The 17602-nt window shown below is 37.1% G+C and carries 19 protein-coding genes and 1 rRNA gene; 17 read left to right on the top strand and 3 right to left on the bottom strand.

Going from position 1 to position 17602, the window contains the following annotated elements:
- Positions 1-94: ribosomal RNA gene (rrf, locus tag FYJ79_RS06200) — 5S ribosomal RNA — on the top strand; the annotation flags it as partial.
- Positions 95-167: 73 nt separating this feature from the next.
- On the opposite strand, the gene FYJ79_RS06195 is transcribed toward rrf, so the two are convergent.
- Positions 168-653, bottom strand: coding sequence for a dUTP diphosphatase (locus FYJ79_RS06195; protein WP_154515516.1), 486 nt, complete (start codon positions 651-653; stop codon positions 168-170).
- A gap of 153 nt (positions 654-806) precedes the next feature.
- Between FYJ79_RS06195 and FYJ79_RS06190 the strand changes: the two genes are divergently transcribed.
- From FYJ79_RS06190 to FYJ79_RS06155, 8 genes are all read left to right on the top strand, one after another.
- Positions 807-1445: a CDP-alcohol phosphatidyltransferase family protein gene (locus tag FYJ79_RS06190; RefSeq protein ID WP_154515513.1), complete on the top strand. Its 639-nt coding sequence runs from the start codon at positions 807-809 to the stop codon at positions 1443-1445.
- The gene (locus FYJ79_RS06185; protein WP_154515510.1) at positions 1445-2311 is read left to right on the top strand and encodes a phosphatidylserine decarboxylase; all 867 of its coding nucleotides are present in this window, start codon (positions 1445-1447) and stop codon (positions 2309-2311) included. The genes FYJ79_RS06190 and FYJ79_RS06185 overlap by 1 nt, the downstream gene beginning before the upstream one ends.
- 36 nt (positions 2312-2347) lie before the next feature.
- Positions 2348-3115, top strand: a complete 768-nt coding sequence (locus FYJ79_RS06180; RefSeq protein WP_154515507.1) for a ParA family protein — start codon at positions 2348-2350, stop codon at positions 3113-3115.
- Positions 3108-3995 (top strand): ParB/RepB/Spo0J family partition protein, encoded by an 888-nt coding sequence (locus FYJ79_RS06175; RefSeq protein ID WP_154515504.1) that lies wholly within the window; start codon positions 3108-3110, stop codon positions 3993-3995. Before FYJ79_RS06180 ends, FYJ79_RS06175 begins: the two co-directional genes overlap by 8 nt.
- A gap of 95 nt (positions 3996-4090) precedes the next feature.
- A complete protein-coding gene (locus FYJ79_RS06170; protein WP_154515501.1) occupies positions 4091-5572 on the top strand; it encodes a glycoside hydrolase family 1 protein in 1482 nt (493 codons plus the stop codon).
- A 2-nt stretch (positions 5573-5574) separates the two neighbouring features.
- Positions 5575-6231, top strand: a complete 657-nt coding sequence (locus FYJ79_RS06165) for an AEC family transporter (RefSeq protein WP_154515499.1) — start codon at positions 5575-5577, stop codon at positions 6229-6231.
- Positions 6191-6505 (top strand): AEC family transporter, encoded by a 315-nt coding sequence (locus FYJ79_RS06160; RefSeq protein WP_154515496.1) that lies wholly within the window; start codon positions 6191-6193, stop codon positions 6503-6505. Before FYJ79_RS06165 ends, FYJ79_RS06160 begins: the two co-directional genes overlap by 41 nt.
- Before the next feature lie 13 nt (positions 6506-6518).
- On the top strand, positions 6519-7388 hold the full coding sequence (locus FYJ79_RS06155) for a histidinol-phosphatase HisJ family protein (protein ID WP_154515493.1): 870 nt from the start codon (positions 6519-6521) through the stop codon (positions 7386-7388).
- A 32-nt stretch (positions 7389-7420) separates the two neighbouring features.
- Here FYJ79_RS06155 and FYJ79_RS06150 read toward each other — a convergent pair whose 3' ends face one another.
- Positions 7421-8218, bottom strand: a complete 798-nt coding sequence (locus FYJ79_RS06150; RefSeq protein WP_154515490.1) for an MBL fold metallo-hydrolase — start codon at positions 8216-8218, stop codon at positions 7421-7423.
- Between the two features lie 131 nt (positions 8219-8349).
- Between FYJ79_RS06150 and FYJ79_RS06145 the strand changes: the two genes are divergently transcribed.
- The 8 genes from FYJ79_RS06145 to trpA all read left to right on the top strand — a co-directional run bounded on the left by FYJ79_RS06145 (position 8350) and on the right by trpA (position 16489).
- Complete coding sequence (locus tag FYJ79_RS06145; protein WP_033163183.1) at positions 8350-9765, top strand: NAD(P)/FAD-dependent oxidoreductase; 1416 nt, start codon at positions 8350-8352, stop codon at positions 9763-9765.
- 368 nt (positions 9766-10133) lie between these two features.
- On the top strand, positions 10134-11597 hold the full coding sequence (locus tag FYJ79_RS06140; RefSeq protein ID WP_154515487.1) for an anthranilate synthase component I family protein: 1464 nt from the start codon (positions 10134-10136) through the stop codon (positions 11595-11597).
- The gene (locus FYJ79_RS06135; protein ID WP_154515484.1) at positions 11594-12172 is read left to right on the top strand and encodes an anthranilate synthase component II; all 579 of its coding nucleotides are present in this window, start codon (positions 11594-11596) and stop codon (positions 12170-12172) included. Before FYJ79_RS06140 ends, FYJ79_RS06135 begins: the two co-directional genes overlap by 4 nt.
- Complete coding sequence (gene trpD, locus FYJ79_RS06130; protein WP_154515481.1) at positions 12165-13187, top strand: anthranilate phosphoribosyltransferase; 1023 nt, start codon at positions 12165-12167, stop codon at positions 13185-13187. The genes FYJ79_RS06135 and trpD overlap by 8 nt, the downstream gene beginning before the upstream one ends.
- The gene (trpC, locus tag FYJ79_RS12425; protein WP_229771354.1) at positions 13184-13972 is read left to right on the top strand and encodes an indole-3-glycerol phosphate synthase TrpC; all 789 of its coding nucleotides are present in this window, start codon (positions 13184-13186) and stop codon (positions 13970-13972) included. Before trpD ends, trpC begins: the two co-directional genes overlap by 4 nt.
- Positions 13962-14543 carry a phosphoribosylanthranilate isomerase gene (locus tag FYJ79_RS12420; RefSeq protein ID WP_326803447.1) on the top strand — a complete coding sequence of 194 codons (582 nt, stop codon included), beginning with the start codon at positions 13962-13964 and terminating at the stop codon, positions 14541-14543. Before trpC ends, FYJ79_RS12420 begins: the two co-directional genes overlap by 11 nt.
- Positions 14536-15720, top strand: a complete 1185-nt coding sequence (gene trpB, locus FYJ79_RS06120; RefSeq protein ID WP_033163188.1) for a tryptophan synthase subunit beta — start codon at positions 14536-14538, stop codon at positions 15718-15720. The genes FYJ79_RS12420 and trpB overlap by 8 nt, the downstream gene beginning before the upstream one ends.
- Positions 15713-16489: a tryptophan synthase subunit alpha gene (gene trpA, locus FYJ79_RS06115; protein WP_154515478.1), complete on the top strand. Its 777-nt coding sequence runs from the start codon at positions 15713-15715 to the stop codon at positions 16487-16489. Before trpB ends, trpA begins: the two co-directional genes overlap by 8 nt.
- Before the next feature lie 72 nt (positions 16490-16561).
- On the opposite strand, the gene FYJ79_RS06110 is transcribed toward trpA, so the two are convergent.
- Complete coding sequence (locus FYJ79_RS06110) at positions 16562-17602, bottom strand: alpha/beta hydrolase (protein ID WP_154515475.1); 1041 nt, start codon at positions 17600-17602, stop codon at positions 16562-16564.

Raw genomic sequence — 17602 nt, 5'->3', positions numbered from 1 at the left:
GCGGCGGGCACACCTGTACCCATCCCGAACACAGAAGTTAAGCGCCGCAGCGGCGACGATAGTGCGCAAGTGCGACAATAGCGCTCTGCCAGGTAGGCAAAGGACCGGAAGGTCCTTTTTCTTTTGCATAAAATAAAAGGAATGGCTAGTGCCATTCCAAAGTTCATTTATTTGGTCGTGGATCCAAATCCACCATTTCTTATCGCTGATGCATCATCGTCATCAGTAAGGAAATATTGCATAATTATACCTTGGGCAAATCCTTGTCCTTTTTTTACAACAATAACTTTATCTTCATTTGTATCGTTCGTTATTTTGATAAAGATATGGCCTTCATTATCTGAATGGAAGTAATCTGAATCAATAATACCTACAGTGTTATTTAACTGTAAACGATATTTAAATCCTAGTCCACTTCTTGGAAAAATCATTAGTACGAGATTTTCACTCATTTCACAACGAATTCCTGTAGGAATTGTGATTGTTTCATTTGGCTTTAAAGAGAAGTCAAATGGCGCAAAGAAATCGTATCCTGCCGAACCTTTGGTTGCTCTTTGTGGGAGTTTAATATCTTTGTAGATACTTTCTAAGTCTTTATTCTTGTAAGCTAATGCAAATTGATTGAAAGATACTTTATGAAATAATGTACTCATTTTCTTCACCTCCTATACACACTAACATAGAGGCAGTATGAAAATAAAGAAAATTAAAAATATATTGTATATTCATTGCAATTCATATAAGACTATAAAAATAAAATCAATCGTGATATAATGCCATTGTTATGAGTGAAGAGGAGAGAATATATGATTGGTTTCTATAATTATACAGTTATCCTAACATATATGAGTTTATTAAGTGCCTTATTAGGAACACATTTCGCATTTTCACAGAATTATGTATTAGCATTATTTTGTCTTATGATGTGCGGCTTCTTTGATTCTTTTGATGGTATTGTTGCAAGAAGTAAGAAGGATCGTACAGTTGAAGAAAAGAAGTTTGGGATACAGATAGATTCATTGGTAGATCTTGTATCTTTTGGTGTATTTCCATCTTTAATTGCATATAGTATGGGATTTACTGAACCTTGGTGCTTCCTGCTCTTTGCGATTTATGTCTTAGGTGCCGTAATTCGTTTAGGATATTTTAATGTTGTTGAAGAAACAAGACAGCAACAAACATCAGAAAAAAGAAAGTTCTATCAGGGTTTACCAGTAACATCATCATCTTTAATATTCCCAATGATTTATTGTTTGACTGTATGGTTCCCTATTCATGTTGTCCAACAAATCTATTTCTTTGGGTTAGGTGTTGTTGGTTTCTTATTTGTCCTTGACTTCAAAGTGCCTAAACCAGGCTTAAAAGGTATCTTAGCGATGATTGGTGCTGGAGCAATCTTACTAGCAGTATTAGTCATAAATGGATATGTAAGGATGGGACGTTAATGAGTATATTATTAAGAGATGGTTCAAAGTTTAACTATAATGAATCACAAGATATATTCTTAAAAAAGCTATATGGATCAGTAATCGGAAGAGGAGCACTTAAGGTGATGACTCTTCCTTTTGTAACGAAGTGTGGTGGTATTTATATGTCATCAGCACTTTCTAAAGGTCGTATTAAGAAGTTTATTAAGCAGAATCATATTGACATGAGCCAATATGAAGACAAAGACTATCATGATTTTAATGATTTCTTTACTCGAAAAATTAAAGAAAATCAAAGAACAATCATTCAAGATGATAATATCTTAATATCACCATGTGATGGGAAACTTTCAGTACATCCAATTGATACCAATACCATTCTTACCATAAAAAATACACAATATAAATTAGATGACCTCTTCATGTCTCCATCAATTAGTGATACATTTAAAGGTGGACAAGCACTGATCTTTAGATTAACTGTCGATGATTATCACCGTTATCATTTCTTTGATGATGGATGGAAAGAAGAAGATCATTATATACCTGGTGTCTTTCATACTGTTAATCCTGTCGCTAATGATTATTATCCAATCTATAAGACAAATAGCCGTAATTATAGCTTACTTCATACATTACATTTTGATGATGTTGTGATGATGGAAGTTGGTGCTATGATGGTAGGGAAGATTACCAATCATCCAATTACTACTTTTAAACGTGGTGATGAAAAAGGATATTTTGAGTTTGGTGGAAGTACTATTGTATTATTATTCAAACAGGGTATTCTTAAAGTAGATGATGATATTATGAGAAATTCGAAGAACAATAATGAAACAAAAGTCTTACTTGGGGAAAAAGTAGGCATGAGAATAGAACGATAAAAGGAGTAAACCTCCTTTTAGAATGGAGGTAAAACAATGGGAAAAGTAATCGCAATCACAAATCAAAAAGGTGGGGTTGGTAAAACCACGACAAGTGTTAATCTTTGTGCCGCGCTCGCATATATGAAAAAGAAGGTCTTGTTGATTGATGTTGACCCTCAGGCAAATGCTACTCAGGGTATTGGTGTTAACCGTGGTGCTTTAGAACGTTCTACATATGATGTGCTTATTGACCAAATACCTATTGAAGATGTCATCATCCCTACGAATGTACCAAATTTAGACATTGCGCCTGCAAGTATTGATTTAGCAGGTGTAGAAGTGCAGCTCTCAACAGTCACACATGGCCGTGAACAGCGTTTAAAAGATGCTTTGCGAAATGCACGTGAAAACTATGAATATATTATCATTGATTGTCCTCCTGCATTAGGTCTGTTGAACACAAATGCTTTAACAGCAGCTAACTCAGTACTCATCCCTGTACAATGTGAATATTATGCACTTGAAGGTTTAACACAGTTATTAAATACAATCTTATTGACACAATCTGTCTTTAATAAGGATCTTACAATAGAAGGTGTTCTCCTTACAATGTTGGATAATCGTACAAACTTAGGTGTTGAAGTCACACAGGAAGTACGTAAGTATTTCAAAGAAAAAGTCTACGACACTGTTATTCCTAGAAATATTAAGCTATCTGAAGCACCTTCCGAAGGTCTCGATATATTTGACTATGATCCACGTTCAGGTGGAGCGAAGGCCTATAATCAGCTGGCAAAGGAAGTGGTGAAGAGAAATGCCTAAGAAGAAGAGTGGATTAGGGAAGGGTCTTGATGCAATCTTCCAAAATGGAACAACAGGTACTGATTTGACAAGCATGATTGATGCAATTGAAAAGAAAGCACCTGAAATGGCCCAAAATATGATTGCGGTAGATGAGATACGTCCTAATCCTTATCAGCCTAGAAAATATTTTGATGAAGAAGCACTTAATGAATTAGCGGCTTCGATTAAAGAACATGGCGTCTTCCAGCCGATTCTCTTAAAGAAGTCCATCCAGGGTTATGATATTGTTGCCGGTGAAAGAAGATGGCGTGCCAGCAAAATTGCAGGATTGAAGGAAATTCCAGCTATTATCGTAGAGTTTACTGATGATCAGATGATGGAAATTGCGCTGCTTGAAAACATACAGCGTGAAGATCTGAATGCGATTGAAGAAGCTCAGGCTTATAAAGCAATGATGGAGAAACTCAATCTTACACAGGAAGAACTCGCTAAAAGAGTTGGAAAATCAAGAGCACATGTGGCTAATACTTTGCGCTTGCTCAATATGCCCGAACAACTACAACAATATGTCCTTGATGGAACATTATCAATGGGACATGTAAGACCATTAATCGGCCTTAAAGAAGAAACAGCCCTGAAGATTGCGAAAAGAACGATTGACGAAGGCTTAAGTGTTCGCCAGGTAGAAGATATTGTCAAAGGTGTAAAACTCTCTCAAGCACGAAAAAATGCGCCTAAAAAAGAAAAGAATGCACAGTATACTTATGCTGAAGGATTAATTCGTAAGAAATATGGAACACGTGTAAAGGTCGAAGATAAGGCTATCACAATAAAATATACGGATGTCAAAGATCTTAATCGTATTCTTGAACTTATGGGTGTTATAGAAGATATTTAGTCATGTGGAAACACATGGCTTTTTTTGCGAATTATGAAAAAAGATCATATCTAGTCCCTCTTTCATTATAATAAAAGACATGGAGGTATTTTTGTATGAATCAATTTCCTGAAGGATTTTTATGGGGTGGTGCTACGGCTGCCAACCAATTTGAAGGTGGATGGAAAGAAGGTGGCAAAGGACCATCAGTATCCGATGTTGCTAAATTCACTGATCCCAAAAGCATGAAAGAATTACTAGATGTACATGGGCTTACTGATATTACGGATGAAGATATTAAAGAAGCTATGGCTACTGATGATGAAGTCTATTATCCAAAAAGACATGGTATTGATTTCTATCATCATTATAAAGAAGATATCAAGCTACTCGCAGGGATGGGTTTCAAGGTTTACCGTATGTCCATTGCCTGGAGCCGAATATTCCCCCGTGGCGATGAATTAGAGCCTAATGAAGAAGGCTTGAAATTCTATGACGCGGTATTTGATGAATGCCTCAAATACAATATGCAGCCTTTGGTCACAATGTCACATTATGAACCACCACTAGCTATTGCGACAGAATATAATGGCTGGTATAACCGTAAAGTTATTGACTTCTTTGTCCATTATGTCGATGTCATTACAAAACGTTATGCTTCTAAAGTCAAATACTGGCTGACATTCAATGAAGTTGATTCAATCATCCGTCATCCCTTTATGACCGGTGGACTTATTGAATCACGATTCAAAAAAGAAGAATTTGAAGAAGTCGAATATCAAGCCATGCATCACCAGTTTGTCGCAAGTGCACTAGCTGTCAAAATAACGCATGAGAATATTCCTGATGCCAAGGTTGGCTGCATGTTGACAAAGCTTACTTATTATCCCTATAGCTGTAAACCTGAAGATGTCCTGGAAGAAAGAGAACGCATGAGAAGTATTTATTGTTATAGTGATACACAGGTATTTGGTGAATATCCAAAATACTTACTAACGAAATATAGGAATAAGGGCTGGCATATTAAAATGACAGATGAAGATCTTAAAATCATGAAAGCTTATCCAGTCGATTTCATCAGTTTCTCTTATTATTCATCAAGCTGTGTCGCTCACAACAACAATGGCTTAGAAATGACAACTGGCAATACCGTTACCGCAATTAAGAATCCCTATATTCCTTCAAGTGACTGGGGCTGGCAGATTGATCCTATTGGTTTACGTATCTCTCTTATTGACTTGGCTGATCGTTATCGTAAACCACTCTTCGTCGTAGAGAATGGGTTAGGTGCAAAGGATGTCGTTGAAGCAGATGGTACAATCAACGATGATTATCGTATAGATTATCTTCAATCCCATATCATCCAAATGTGGCATGCAATTCACGATGACGGTGTAGATCTCATGGGCTATACAACATGGGCCCCAATTGACCTTATTTCCAATTCTACTAATCAGATGAGTAAGCGTTATGGCTTTATTTATGTCGATGTCGATGATTATGGCCATGGAACATATAAAAGAAGTAAAAAGAAATCTTATAATTGGTACAAAGAAGTGATTGAGACAAATGGGGCAAGTATTTTAAAAGACGAATAGTTATGAGTATGCAAGTGATCGTCAGTCAGATGGCTGAACTCTTTATCCTCCTCTTTCTAGGCTATTTTCTTTATAAAATTCATATCATTGATAATACATTCAACAATAATCTCAACAAACTTGTCCTCTATGTCACCATTCCTTGTATGGTTGTCGGCAATTCACTTTCCATCACTAAATACGCATCACTTTCAACAGTTGGCTATGTCTTCTTGATTGCGATTGCGACATTCTTACTATTACCAGTTGCTGGATATGTCATAGCGAATATATTAAAAGTTCCCAAACAAGATATGGGTCTTTATGTCTTTATGACCACCTTTTCTAATATCGGTTTTATCGGTTTTCCAGTCATGAAGAGTATTTTTGGCAATGCTTCTATCTTTTATACAACCGTCTTCAACATGGTCTTCAATATGTCCGTCTATACTTATGGACTCTATATTATTAATATGGGCAGTGAAGCAAAGATCGATGTCACCTGGCAAAAGATTCTCTCACCTGCAACCTATTCATGTCTACTTGCCTTAATCATCTATCTTGCCCATATTCATCTCCCCCATATTATCACCCATACGCTGACAACCGTAGGCGATATTACAACACCTACCTTTAGCCATGATGATTATTGGCGCAACTCTTGCCCGTATTCCTTTTAAGACTGTTTTTGATGAATTGAGACTCTATCCCTATACCATTCTTAAACAGCTTGTTTTGCCCATTATTGCCTACTATCTCCTATCAAGCTTTATTAAAGACCCACTCATATTAGGTGTAACACTGATCTGTATAGCTATGCCTGTAGGCAACTCTGCCGTTCTCTTTACTAACTTATATGGGGGCAATAATGAATTGGCAGCCAAGTCCGTCTTTATCACCACAATTATTTCCATTATCACCATTCCTATTATTGTTGCTTTATTTTTAACTTAAGGAGGAAATAAATATGTATGCAGATTATCACCTTCATAGTGAATTCTCAGATGACTCAAGAGAACCTATGGATAACCAAATCCAACAAGCCATCTCTTTAGGCTTAAATGAAATATGTTTTACTGATCATGTCGACTATGGTATTAAACGCGACTGGGATGACCCAAGAGGGGTTGAATGGCGTGGGGGCGATGGCATTTCTTCAAGCAAGGATGAAATGGATCCCCTTGCCAATGTCAACTACCCAGAATACTTCGCTAAACTCTTAAGAATGCGTGTAACTTATAGCAAAGATATCACCATTCGATCAGGCTTAGAATTTGGCATTCAGTCAATTACTGTTGATGACTACAAGAAGCTTTATAATCATTATCAGGATCAGTTAGACTTTGTGCTTTTCTCCATGCATCAGGTCAATAACTTAGAATTCTGGACACAGGATTTCCAGGCTGGTAAAACCCAACAAGAATATAATGAAGAATATTATCGTGAAATTCTTAAGACAATGAAACTCTTCAAGAATTATTCCGTTCTTGCCCACTTAGACTTACTTGTTCGTTATGACAAGAATGGTGTCTATCCATTTGAAAAGCTTGAAGATATCATTGCGGAAATCTTAAAACAGGCTATTCATGATAATAAAGGTATTGAAGTCAATACATCTTCATGGCACTATGGCCTTGCGGACACACAGCCTAGCCGCAAGATTCTTAAGCTTTATAAGGATCTTGGAGGCAAGATAATTACTGTTGGCTCAGATGCCCATTCGACAAAATATCTCGCTGATCATATCAAAGATGCCTATGCGATACTAAAAGATGAAATAGGCTTTGAAGAAATCACAACCTTTGATCATATGCAGCCAGTATTCCATAAACTATAAAAGGTGTAGTAGGTTAATCCTGCTACACTTTTTTATAGGATAATTGTTTCGTTATCATCAGGAATATATAATCTTCCTGAATAATACTGTTTCGCTTCATCACGATAGATTTCTTTGCGGACAATAATATGATCATCTTCTGTATGATACAACAATAAGTTTTCAACATGATATTTTTGTGCAATCATAGCTGCATCCTTAACTGTAGAATGATGTTTCTCATAGGGCTTATAGATTTCCTTGTCTTTGTAAAGACAGAAGGCTTCATGTAAAAGCCATTTCGCATTATTTACATATGAGGCATTACGTTCATTCAATGGTTCATCACCACAACATACGAGATACCCTTCATCTAGCTTCATCATATAACCAAACTGTTTAGCTTTTGTGGAATGAATATCAAAGAAGGTCACTTCATGACCAATAATAGTTTTCTTTTCACCGTTCGTTACAACGACAAGATGCAACCGTTCATCAATTAGACTTGTCTGTTTGGCGGTAAAAAGCTTGTTTGCGAAATCATTTAGTAATGCGATTACTTCATCATGGCCATAGATATAAGCTTCGCCTTCATATTCTCCTGAAAGCATTTTTTGAAGAATCAGACGCATAATCCAGATGATACCAAGTAAATGATCAATATGTTTATGGGTAATCATGATGTCATGAATATTTCGATAATCGATATTGTTGTCTTTAAGACGTTTGAGTATCTCGTTGCCGCCTCCTCCATCGACAAGAAAGTATTGATCATTCTCTTCAAACACATAACATGTATTAAAACATTCCGTTACTAAGGCACTTCCCGTACCAAGCATTGTCAACTCCATAATAATCTCCTTATGATGATTCTATTATACAAAACTTTACACGAAAGAGACGTATAAGTTCACAAAAAGAGTTTCAAATTTAAACGTATGTATGGTAGAATAAGATGGTTTGTCCGAAAGAGAGGTATAATATGAATCAATATGATGTGATTGTAGTTGGAGCTGGTCCTGCTGGGATTATGGCTTGTTATGAATTGTATTTGAAGAAACCTGAATTAAAGGTATTACTTGTGGATAAGGGGCATGATGTTATGTATCGTCATTGTCCAATCAAAGATAAAAAGATTAAGCGTTGTCCTGAGATTAAAGAAGAACAGCCAGGTTGTTTACCTGCTTGTTCAATTACATGTGGTTTTGGTGGTGCTGGTGCGTATTCTGATGGGAAGTTCAATATAACTAGTGAGTTTGGTGGCTGGTTAACGGACTATCTGCCTGATGATGAGGTTGTGGATGTGATTAAGTATGTTGATGAGCTTTATTTAAAGCATGGAGCGACAAAAGACATCACTGATCCTACAACCGATAAAATCCGGGAAATTGAGAGACGAGGTTATGCTGTTGGATTAAAATTGCTTCGTGCTAAGGTACGTCACTTAGGCACGGAAGAAAACCTAAGGATTATGACAGAAATGAGTGAAGAACTCAAAAAACATATCGATATGCGTTTTAAAACTGCTGTCAAAGATATTATCGTGGAAGATAATAAAGTTGTTGGTGTTGAGCTTGAAAAGGGGGATAAGCTTTATGCCAATGATGTATTGCTTGCCCCTGGTCGTGATGGTGCAACCTGGCTTGATCATATTCTCAGCCAGCATGATATTAAGATGTATAATAATCAGGTTGATATTGGTGTACGTGTGGAAACAAGCAATGTTGTTATGGATGAAATTAATGAAAACTTATATGAAGGGAAGTTTATATATAATACATCTGTTGGAACTAAGGTCAGAACATTCTGTTCTAATCCAAGTGGACATGTTGTCATAGAAAACCATGAAGGGACAATGATGGCAAATGGTCATAGCTATCATGATCCTAAACTTGGTTCCCATAATACAAACTTTGCCTTGCTTGTCTCACATCAATTCAGTGAACCTTTTAATCAGCCTAATGAATTTGCCCATGCGATTGCGAAACTTGCCAACAAGCTCTCTAATGGTTCAGTTATCGTACAACGCTATGGTGATATTAAAAGAGGTCGTCGCAGTACAACAAAACGTATCAAAGAAGGCTATACAATACCAACATTGCCAGAAGCTGTACCAGGTGATTTAGGTTTAGTATTACCTTATAATACAATGAAATCCATTATTGAAATGATTGAAGCACTTGATCATGTGACACCTGGTATTGCGAATGACCATACGCTTCTCTATGGTGTTGAAGCAAAATTCTATTCTGCAAGACCAAAAGTCCGCCCAGGTTTTGAAACAGAGATTGATCATCTCTATGTTGCTGGTGATGGGGCAGGTCTAACAAGAGGTTTAGCTCAAGCTGGCGCAAATGGTATCTTAGTCGCAAGACATATTATTGAAGAGAAACAGTAGTTTCTCTTTTTTAATAAGAATAATTATGAAATAAACAAATAATAATAGAATAATTTGGAAAACAAGACAAATGCTTGTTATGTTGTTGACTTTAGTGAACGAGATTTATAGAATGTGTCTAAACCAGTGAGGTGGAAGTAAAAATAGAAGATGTATTCACAGAGAGCTTATCGTTGCTGAGAGATAGGTAATGGCAGTCTATTAAATGGGCCACTGAGGGCGAAGAGGAAATTCTTTGACGTAGGGCTTACGTTAGTAGCCAGTGATTTGATGGAATCATGATTATACATGACAAGGTGGCTAAACGATTTTTATCGTCCTTGAGGATTATTCCTTAAGGGCGTTTTTTTATAGGAGGACACAGGTGTATGTTTGAACCAAGCTTAGAAGATATGACAAAGATGGACGTGACAGGATATCGATATATCCCACTTAGAAAAGAAATCTATAGTGACTTCTTTACACCTATAATGGTCCTAAAAAAATTACGTAGTATCACGGACCACTGTTTCATTCTTGAAAGTAATGAGCATAGTAATCAATGGGGACAATATTCATTCATTGGCTTTCATCCAAAACATGAGATTACTTGTAATAATTATCGTTTAACTTTTGATGGCTTTGATGAAGGCCGTAAAGATCCAACAAAGTATATACGCCAGTTCATGAATCATCATAAAAGTATGAAATTAGCACATTTCCCAACACTTACGGGAGGGCTAGTCGGCTTTTTTAGCTATGACTATGCGAAATATCATGAAAAGGCACTTAAACTTGTTGAAAAAGATGATACGCATTTTAAGGATGTGGATTTGATGTTCTTTGATGAAATCATCTGCTTTGATCACTATAAACAAAAGATATCCATCATTGTTAATGTTGAAACAGACAATATAGAAGAAGATTACCACAAAAAATGTGAACGTATTCTTGAAATAGAAAATATCATTAAACATACAGAAATGAAGTTTGAAGAACCACTTCGCCTAAAAAGTGCATTTACACCACAGTTCTCAAGAGAAGAATATTGTGCAAAGGTCGAAATAGTAAAGAAACATATTATTGAAGGGGATATCTTTCAAGCCGTATTAGCTAATCGTCTTGAAGCAAAGTGCAGTGGCTCCCTTCTTGATACCTACCGCATTCTAAGAACCACAAATCCTTCACCCTACATGTTTTATTTCCATTCTCAGACACTTGAAGTGGCTGGGGCTTCACCTGAAACAATGGTGAAATTAGAAGATGGAATTGTTTCAAGTTTCCCAATCGCTGGGACAAGACCAAGAGGCAGAAATGATGAAGAAGACGAAAGATTGATTGATGATCTGCTTCATGATGAAAAAGAACTTGCAGAACATAATATGTTGGTGGATTTAGGAAGAAATGATCTAGGCAGTATTTCAGAAATAGGCAGTGTTAATGTTGATAGCTATAAAGAAGTACTGAAGTTTTCTAAAGTCATACATATTGCCTCGAAAGTCTCTGGTAAGCTAACGAAAGATAGAGACGCTCTTGATGCCTTAGAACACACCTTGCCTGCTGGAACACTTTCCGGGGCACCTAAAATTCGTGCTGTCAATATTATTAGTGAACTTGAGGGTGTCAAAAGAGGTATTTATGGCGGTGCCATTGGCTATCTAGATTTAACGGGTAATATGGATACATGTATTGGTATTCGTCTTGCTTATAAGAAAGCAAGTAAACTCTATGTATGTTCAGGAGCGGGGATTGTGGCTGATAGTGTTGGTAATAATGAATATCAGGAATGCTTTAATAAAGCTGCTGCTGTTATTGAAGCGTTGAAAGAGGCAAATGGAGGTATTGATGTATGATTGTACTTATTGATAATTATGATTCATTTACTTATAACCTTTATCAGCTTATTGGTCAATTTGATCATGAGATCGTTGTAATCAGAAATGATGAAAAAAGCGTTGAAGACATCAAGAGCTTAAAGCCACGTGCCATCATCATTTCACCAGGTCCAGGAAGACCAGAAGATGCTGGTATTTGTGAAGAGCTTATTCAAAAATGCCAAAAAGACTTTCCGATGCTAGGTATATGTTTAGGTCATCAGGCAATTATCGAAAGTTTTGGCGGAACAGTGGACTATGCGCCAAAGTTAATGCATGGAAAATCTTCAACAATAACAATTGATACGACTTCACCTATTTTTCAAGGAGTAAGTGAAAGAACAGTTGTGGGAAGATATCATTCACTAGCTGGTAGTGAGAATAACTGGCCGGATATATTACAGATTATTGGCCGTAGTGATGATGGTGCCATCATGGCTATCAAGCATCAGGATTATCCCATCTATGGCCTGCAATTCCATCCCGAATCCATCCTGACAAGTAAGGGTGAAAAAATGATCAAGAATTTCTTAAAGGAGACAAGTTATGATTAAAGAAGCTATAGAGAAAATTGTGAATAAAGGCGATCTTACATATGAAGAAGCCTATCAGGTGATGAATGAAATCATGCGTGGACAATCAACACCAACACAGAATGCTGCCTTTCTTGCCGCATTAAGTACAAAATCTACAAAAGCCGAAACCATCGAAGAAATATCAGGTTGTGCTGCAGCCATGCGTGAACTCGCCACACCTGTAGAACATCCAGACTTTGATGTCTTAGAAATTGTAGGAACAGGAGGCGATGGTGCCCATTCCTTCAACATTTCAACGACAAGTGCCTTTGTGATTGCGGCAAGTGGTATTAAAGTGGCGAAACATGGCAATAGAGCTGCTTCATCACTTTCAGGAACAGCGGACGTACAGGAAGCTCTTGGCGTAAATATCCATCAGGATCCTATTAAAGCCAACCAAATGTTGAAAGATGTCGGGCTATGTTTCCTCTTTGCCCAGCAATATCATTCAGCTATGAAATATGTTGGCCCAATTCGAAAAGAATTAGGATTTAGAACAGTATTTAATATTCTTGGACCAATTACTAACCCTGCGAAGCCAACAATGTTCTTGCTTGGGGTTTATGATGAATATCTTGTTGAACCTATTGCGAAAGTACTTGATAAGCTAGGTGTAAAAAGAGCCCTCGTAGTTTATGGTCAGGACAAGCTTGATGAGATTTCAGTAAGTGCTCCAACGACTGTATGTGAACTTAAAGATGGCTATTACCGCACAACAACAATTCAGCCAGAAGACTTGGGCTTAGTACGTGGTCAAAAGGAAGAATTAGTAGGCGGTGATGCGAAAGAGAATGCAGTTATTACAAGAGGTATTCTAAGTGGTGAAATTCAAGGAACAAAGCGCAATGCCGTTCTCTTAAATGCAGGAGCTGCTCTTTATGTAGGTGGCGAGGCTGATGATATTTCCCAGGGAATACAAAAAGCAGCAATGCTTATTGATAATGGGCAAGCCTTACAAAAACTAGAAGAATATATTAAAGCAAGTAATGGATGAAAGATATGATTATTGATGAGATTGTAAGAAGTACTGAAAAAAGAATACAAAGGGAGAAGCAGTTGGTCCCTTTAGAAGAAGTGAAAGAGCAGGCTTATAAACTTCCCAAATCACATTTTCGTTTATATAACACACTCAAAGAGCCTGCTCTTTCCTATATATGTGAAGTCAAGAAAGCCTCACCTTCAAAAGGGGTGATTGCGCAAGACTTTGATTATTTAAAAATTGCGAAAGAATATGAAGATATTGGTGCTCATGCCATATCAGTTCTTACTGAACCGGATTATTTTCAAGGTCATCTGAGTTATCTTAAGGAGATTAGTGAAGAGGTTAGTATACCTACATTAAGAAAAGATTTCATAATTGATGAATATATGATTTATCAAGCAAAGATTGCGAAAGCAAGTGCGGTATTATTGATTAGTGGCATATTGACGTTAGAACAACTCAAGCACTATTTATCCATATGTCATGAACTTGGCTTAGATGCCTTGGTTGAAGCACGTGATGAAGAACAGCTCCAAAAAGCTATTAAAGCTAAGGCAAGAATTATTGGGGTGAATAATCGAGACTTAAGAGATTTTAGTGTTGATATTCATCATTCATTACGTTTCCTGAATATGATACCTGAAGATGTGTTGTTTGTGAGTGAGAGCGGTATTCAAGAGAGAAGTCAGATTGTGGAACTTGAAGAGCATCATGTGAATGGTGTACTGATTGGAGAAACTCTTATGAGAGCTCGTGATAAAGGTGCTATGTTGAAGAGGTTAAAAGGTGAAAATTAAGATATGTGGTCTTTTTAGAGAAGAAGATATAACTTATGTCAATAAATATAAACCAGATTATATCGGTTTTGTCTTTGCGAAAAGTACAAGACAGGTGACAAAAGAAAAAGCCAAAAAGCTCAAACAACTACTTGATCCTGATATTCAGGCTGTTGGTGTATTTGTGAATGCACCAATTACTTTCATCAGCGAAGTTGTGCAAGACCATATTATTGATCTTATACAACTTCATGGACAAGAAGATGAACGTTATATCAAGCAGCTTAAAGAAGTCGTTGATGTGCCTATTATCAAGGCCATCCGTGTTGGTAAAGATGAAATGAAAAGCTATGATGTGAATTATTATCTCTTGGATGGTGTGCAGCCTGGAAGTGGGCAAAGCTTTGACTGGAGTCAAATACAAGAACTTAATCATCCCATCTTTCTAGCTGGGGGAATATCCAAGAATAATATCCAAGAAGCATTAAAAACAAATGTTTATGCCTTAGATATATCAAGTGGTGTTGAAAAGCAAGGTGTAAAGAATGAAACTTTGATTAAAGAAGTGATTAGGAGTGTTAGAAATGGCTAAAGGTAGATATGGTGAATTTGGGGGACAGTATATTCCTGAAACCCTGATGAATGAGATACATAAAGTAGAAGAAGCATATGAGTTTTATAAGAATGATCCAGCATTTAATGAAGAATTGAATACATTACTGAAAGAATATGCGGGAAGACCTTCATTACTCTATTATGCAAAGAAAATGAGTGAAGATTTAGGTGGGGCAAAGATATATCTTAAAAGAGAAGATTTAAATCATACTGGTTCCCATAAAATCAACAATGTCCTAGGTCAGGCTTTAATGGCCAAAAAGATGGGCAAGAAACGCTTGATTGCTGAAACTGGCGCGGGACAGCATGGCGTGGCAACAGCTACAGCAGCCGCTCTTCTTGATTTAGAGTGTGATATCTTTATGGGAAAGGTCGATACAGATCGTCAGGCTCTTAATGTTTATCGTATGGAACTCTTAGGTGCTCATGTTCATCCTGTTACGACAGGTACAATGACCCTCAAAGATGCAGTCAACGAATGTATGCGTGAATGGACAAAACGTGTGGATGATACACTCTATTGCCTAGGCTCTGTGATGGGTCCCCATCCATTCCCTATGATGGTAAGAGATTTCCAATCTGTAATCTCTAAAGAAGCACGTGCACAGATTCTTGAAAAAGAAGGCAAGCTTCCTGATATTGTCATGGCCTGTGTTGGCGGAGGAAGCAATGCCATGGGTACTTTCTACAACTTCATTCCTGATCAAGATGTCCAGCTCATTGGCTGTGAAGCAGCCGGCAAGGGCATTGATACGCCAGAAACAGCCGCTACTATTAACACTGGATCGATTGGTGTTTTCCATGGTATGAAATCACTCTTCTGTCAGGATCAATATGGTCAGATTGCTCCTGTCTACTCCATCTCAGCAGGCCTGGATTATCCTGGTATAGGTCCAGAACATGCCTATCTCGCAGCAACTAAGCGTGCCAGCTATGTCGGCATTACAGATGATGAAGCAGTTGATGCATTTGAATATCTCGCAAAGACAGAAGGCATCATTTGTGCTATTGAAAGTGCTCATGCAGTGGCATATGCCAAGAAGATTGCCGGAAGTATGCGTAAAGACCAGATTATTATTGTTTGTCTGTCTGGTCGAGGAGATAAAGATGTAGCCGCAATCGCAAGATATAGGGGGAAAGAAATCTATGAATAGAATACAAAATGCTTTTAAAGATAAAAAAGCCTTTATCGCTTTCTTAACAGCAGGTGATCCAACCCTAGATCAAACCAAACGCTATATTCATAAAATAACAGAAGCAGGGGCATCACTGATAGAAATAGGCATACCTTTCAGTGATCCTATTGCTGAAGGACCAACAATTCAAAATGCGAATGTTCGTGCATTAAAAAATGATGTTCATACAGATAATGTTATGGCCATGGTTAAAGAAATCAGAGAAGAAGGTATTGATATTCCATTATGTTTCATGACATATTTAAATGTTGTCTTTCATTATGGTTATGATGCATTCTTTAAGAAATGCCAGGAAGTTGCTATTGATGGTATTATTATTCCTGATCTTCCCTATGAAGAAGCTAAGGAAGTCAGCGATGTCTGTAGACAATATGGTGTAAGCCTGATATCCATGATTGCCCCAACATCAAAAGAACGTGTCAAAATGATTGCCCAGGAAGCAGAAGGATTTATCTATCTTGTATCATCAATGGGGGTTACAGGTACACGCTCTAACGCTGCTTTTGCCCTCAATCTTCCCGATATTGTTGAAAGCATTAAAGATATCACGCAAACACCTGTAGCAGTAGGGTTTGGTATTCATAATCCAGAACAAGCCAAGGAAATGGCAAGTTTTGCGGATGGTGTTATTGTCGGCAGTGGCATTGTCAATATTATTGCGAATCAAGACCAGGATGTTGAAAATGCAGTTTATAATTATGTCAAAGATATGTGTGCAGCATTATAATTGAAAACAGTCCCATCTCTATTTAAGAGATTGAGACTGTTTTTCATTGGAATTATATATTACGTGGAATGATTATAATAATTGTTGAAAATAGAGAGCTATGGTTTCTATACAGTCCTTTGTTTGAACGCAGGTGCCAATACGATCAAAGAAACCATGATCCATACCTTGATAACGAACAAGTGTACAAGGAATATGATGATCGATTAATCTTTTCGCAAATTGATCATTTGATAGCCGGTAATAATCATATTCTGCTTCAATAAGAAGAACATGGGAAATATTCTGTAAATGCTTTGTATAGAGGGGAGACAAGCGTTCATCACAGTAGTCATGTACATGATAGGCATAGAGATGTACCATTAAGTCATTAAGTAGAATGAATCTATTGAGTCTTGTCTTCATATAATCTTTTTGTGTCTCAATGACTGGATAATGATCATATGACCAGTAATTGAGTTGTTTATTGTTGTTGACATCAAGAGCTGCATAGATAGGGATGGTTAAGGCGATGGACTTTCCTAACTCTGTAGCACTAATGGCTAAAGCAAGTGCACCACCAGCACTTTCACCACATATAGCAACATGTTTGGAATCAATTTGCCATAATTCAAGATGGCCTAAAAGCCATTGTGTGACTTCTTTACAATCATTATAGGCAGCTGGGAAAGGAGCTTCAGGGGCAAGACGATAGTCAATTGACACAACCATTGCTTGTGCGCATTCACATAGATATTTACATGGATTTGTCGAAACACATGAACTTCCACCAATATAACCGCCACCATGAATAAAGATAATCATATGGCTTGTTGGAGTGTTAGGTTTAAAAATCCTAATTGGAATCTGGCGGTCTTTTAAAGGAATGAGTCGAGTTTCTATTTTTATTGGAGTGCTTGTTATATCATTGTTAGGTGAACCCATTGTTTGCCTTAAAGCTAAGGCGTCTATTGACTGATTATCTTGAGAAATATCAGTTTCAAGAATAAAACCACTCTTTTTCACTTTTTCAATAACTGTTGGATCAAGAATATGTAGTTTATCTGTATGAGGTATACGTTTAAAGAGCAGGTTTGTATCTTTATAGAAGGGAATATTGTTGACTTCAAGCAT

Source organism: Sharpea porci, assembly GCF_009695655.1.
Taxonomy (GTDB): Bacteria; Bacillota_I; Bacilli_A; order Erysipelotrichales; family Coprobacillaceae; genus Sharpea; species Sharpea porci.
Note: the sequence above shows the minus strand (reverse complement) of the source record. Positions and strands in the feature narration are given on the sequence as shown.

Excerpts from the sequence above, each read along its gene's own strand:
- FYJ79_RS06195 (WP_154515516.1), bottom strand. The coding sequence starts at position 653 with ATGAGTACATTATTTCATAAAGTATCTTTCAATCAATTTGCATTAGCT.
- FYJ79_RS06190 (WP_154515513.1), top strand. The coding sequence starts at position 807 with ATGATTGGTTTCTATAATTATACAGTTATCCTAACATATATGAGTTTA.
- FYJ79_RS06185 (WP_154515510.1), top strand. The coding sequence starts at position 1,445 with ATGAGTATATTATTAAGAGATGGTTCAAAGTTTAACTATAATGAATCA.
- FYJ79_RS06180 (WP_154515507.1), top strand. The coding sequence starts at position 2,348 with ATGGGAAAAGTAATCGCAATCACAAATCAAAAAGGTGGGGTTGGTAAA.
- FYJ79_RS06175 (WP_154515504.1), top strand. The coding sequence starts at position 3,108 with ATGCCTAAGAAGAAGAGTGGATTAGGGAAGGGTCTTGATGCAATCTTC.
- FYJ79_RS06170 (WP_154515501.1), top strand. The coding sequence starts at position 4,091 with ATGAATCAATTTCCTGAAGGATTTTTATGGGGTGGTGCTACGGCTGCC.
- FYJ79_RS06165 (WP_154515499.1), top strand. The coding sequence starts at position 5,575 with ATGAGTATGCAAGTGATCGTCAGTCAGATGGCTGAACTCTTTATCCTC.
- FYJ79_RS06160 (WP_154515496.1), top strand. The coding sequence starts at position 6,191 with ATGATGATTATTGGCGCAACTCTTGCCCGTATTCCTTTTAAGACTGTT.
- FYJ79_RS06155 (WP_154515493.1), top strand. The coding sequence starts at position 6,519 with ATGTATGCAGATTATCACCTTCATAGTGAATTCTCAGATGACTCAAGA.
- FYJ79_RS06150 (WP_154515490.1), bottom strand. The coding sequence starts at position 8,218 with ATGGAGTTGACAATGCTTGGTACGGGAAGTGCCTTAGTAACGGAATGT.
- FYJ79_RS06145 (WP_033163183.1), top strand. The coding sequence starts at position 8,350 with ATGAATCAATATGATGTGATTGTAGTTGGAGCTGGTCCTGCTGGGATT.
- FYJ79_RS06140 (WP_154515487.1), top strand. The coding sequence starts at position 10,134 with ATGTTTGAACCAAGCTTAGAAGATATGACAAAGATGGACGTGACAGGA.
- FYJ79_RS06135 (WP_154515484.1), top strand. The coding sequence starts at position 11,594 with ATGATTGTACTTATTGATAATTATGATTCATTTACTTATAACCTTTAT.
- trpD (WP_154515481.1), top strand. The coding sequence starts at position 12,165 with ATGATTAAAGAAGCTATAGAGAAAATTGTGAATAAAGGCGATCTTACA.
- trpC (WP_229771354.1), top strand. The coding sequence starts at position 13,184 with ATGAAAGATATGATTATTGATGAGATTGTAAGAAGTACTGAAAAAAGA.
- trpB (WP_033163188.1), top strand. The coding sequence starts at position 14,536 with ATGGCTAAAGGTAGATATGGTGAATTTGGGGGACAGTATATTCCTGAA.
- trpA (WP_154515478.1), top strand. The coding sequence starts at position 15,713 with ATGAATAGAATACAAAATGCTTTTAAAGATAAAAAAGCCTTTATCGCT.
- FYJ79_RS06110 (WP_154515475.1), bottom strand. The coding sequence starts at position 17,602 with ATGCTTGAAGTCAACAATATTCCCTTCTATAAAGATACAAACCTGCTC.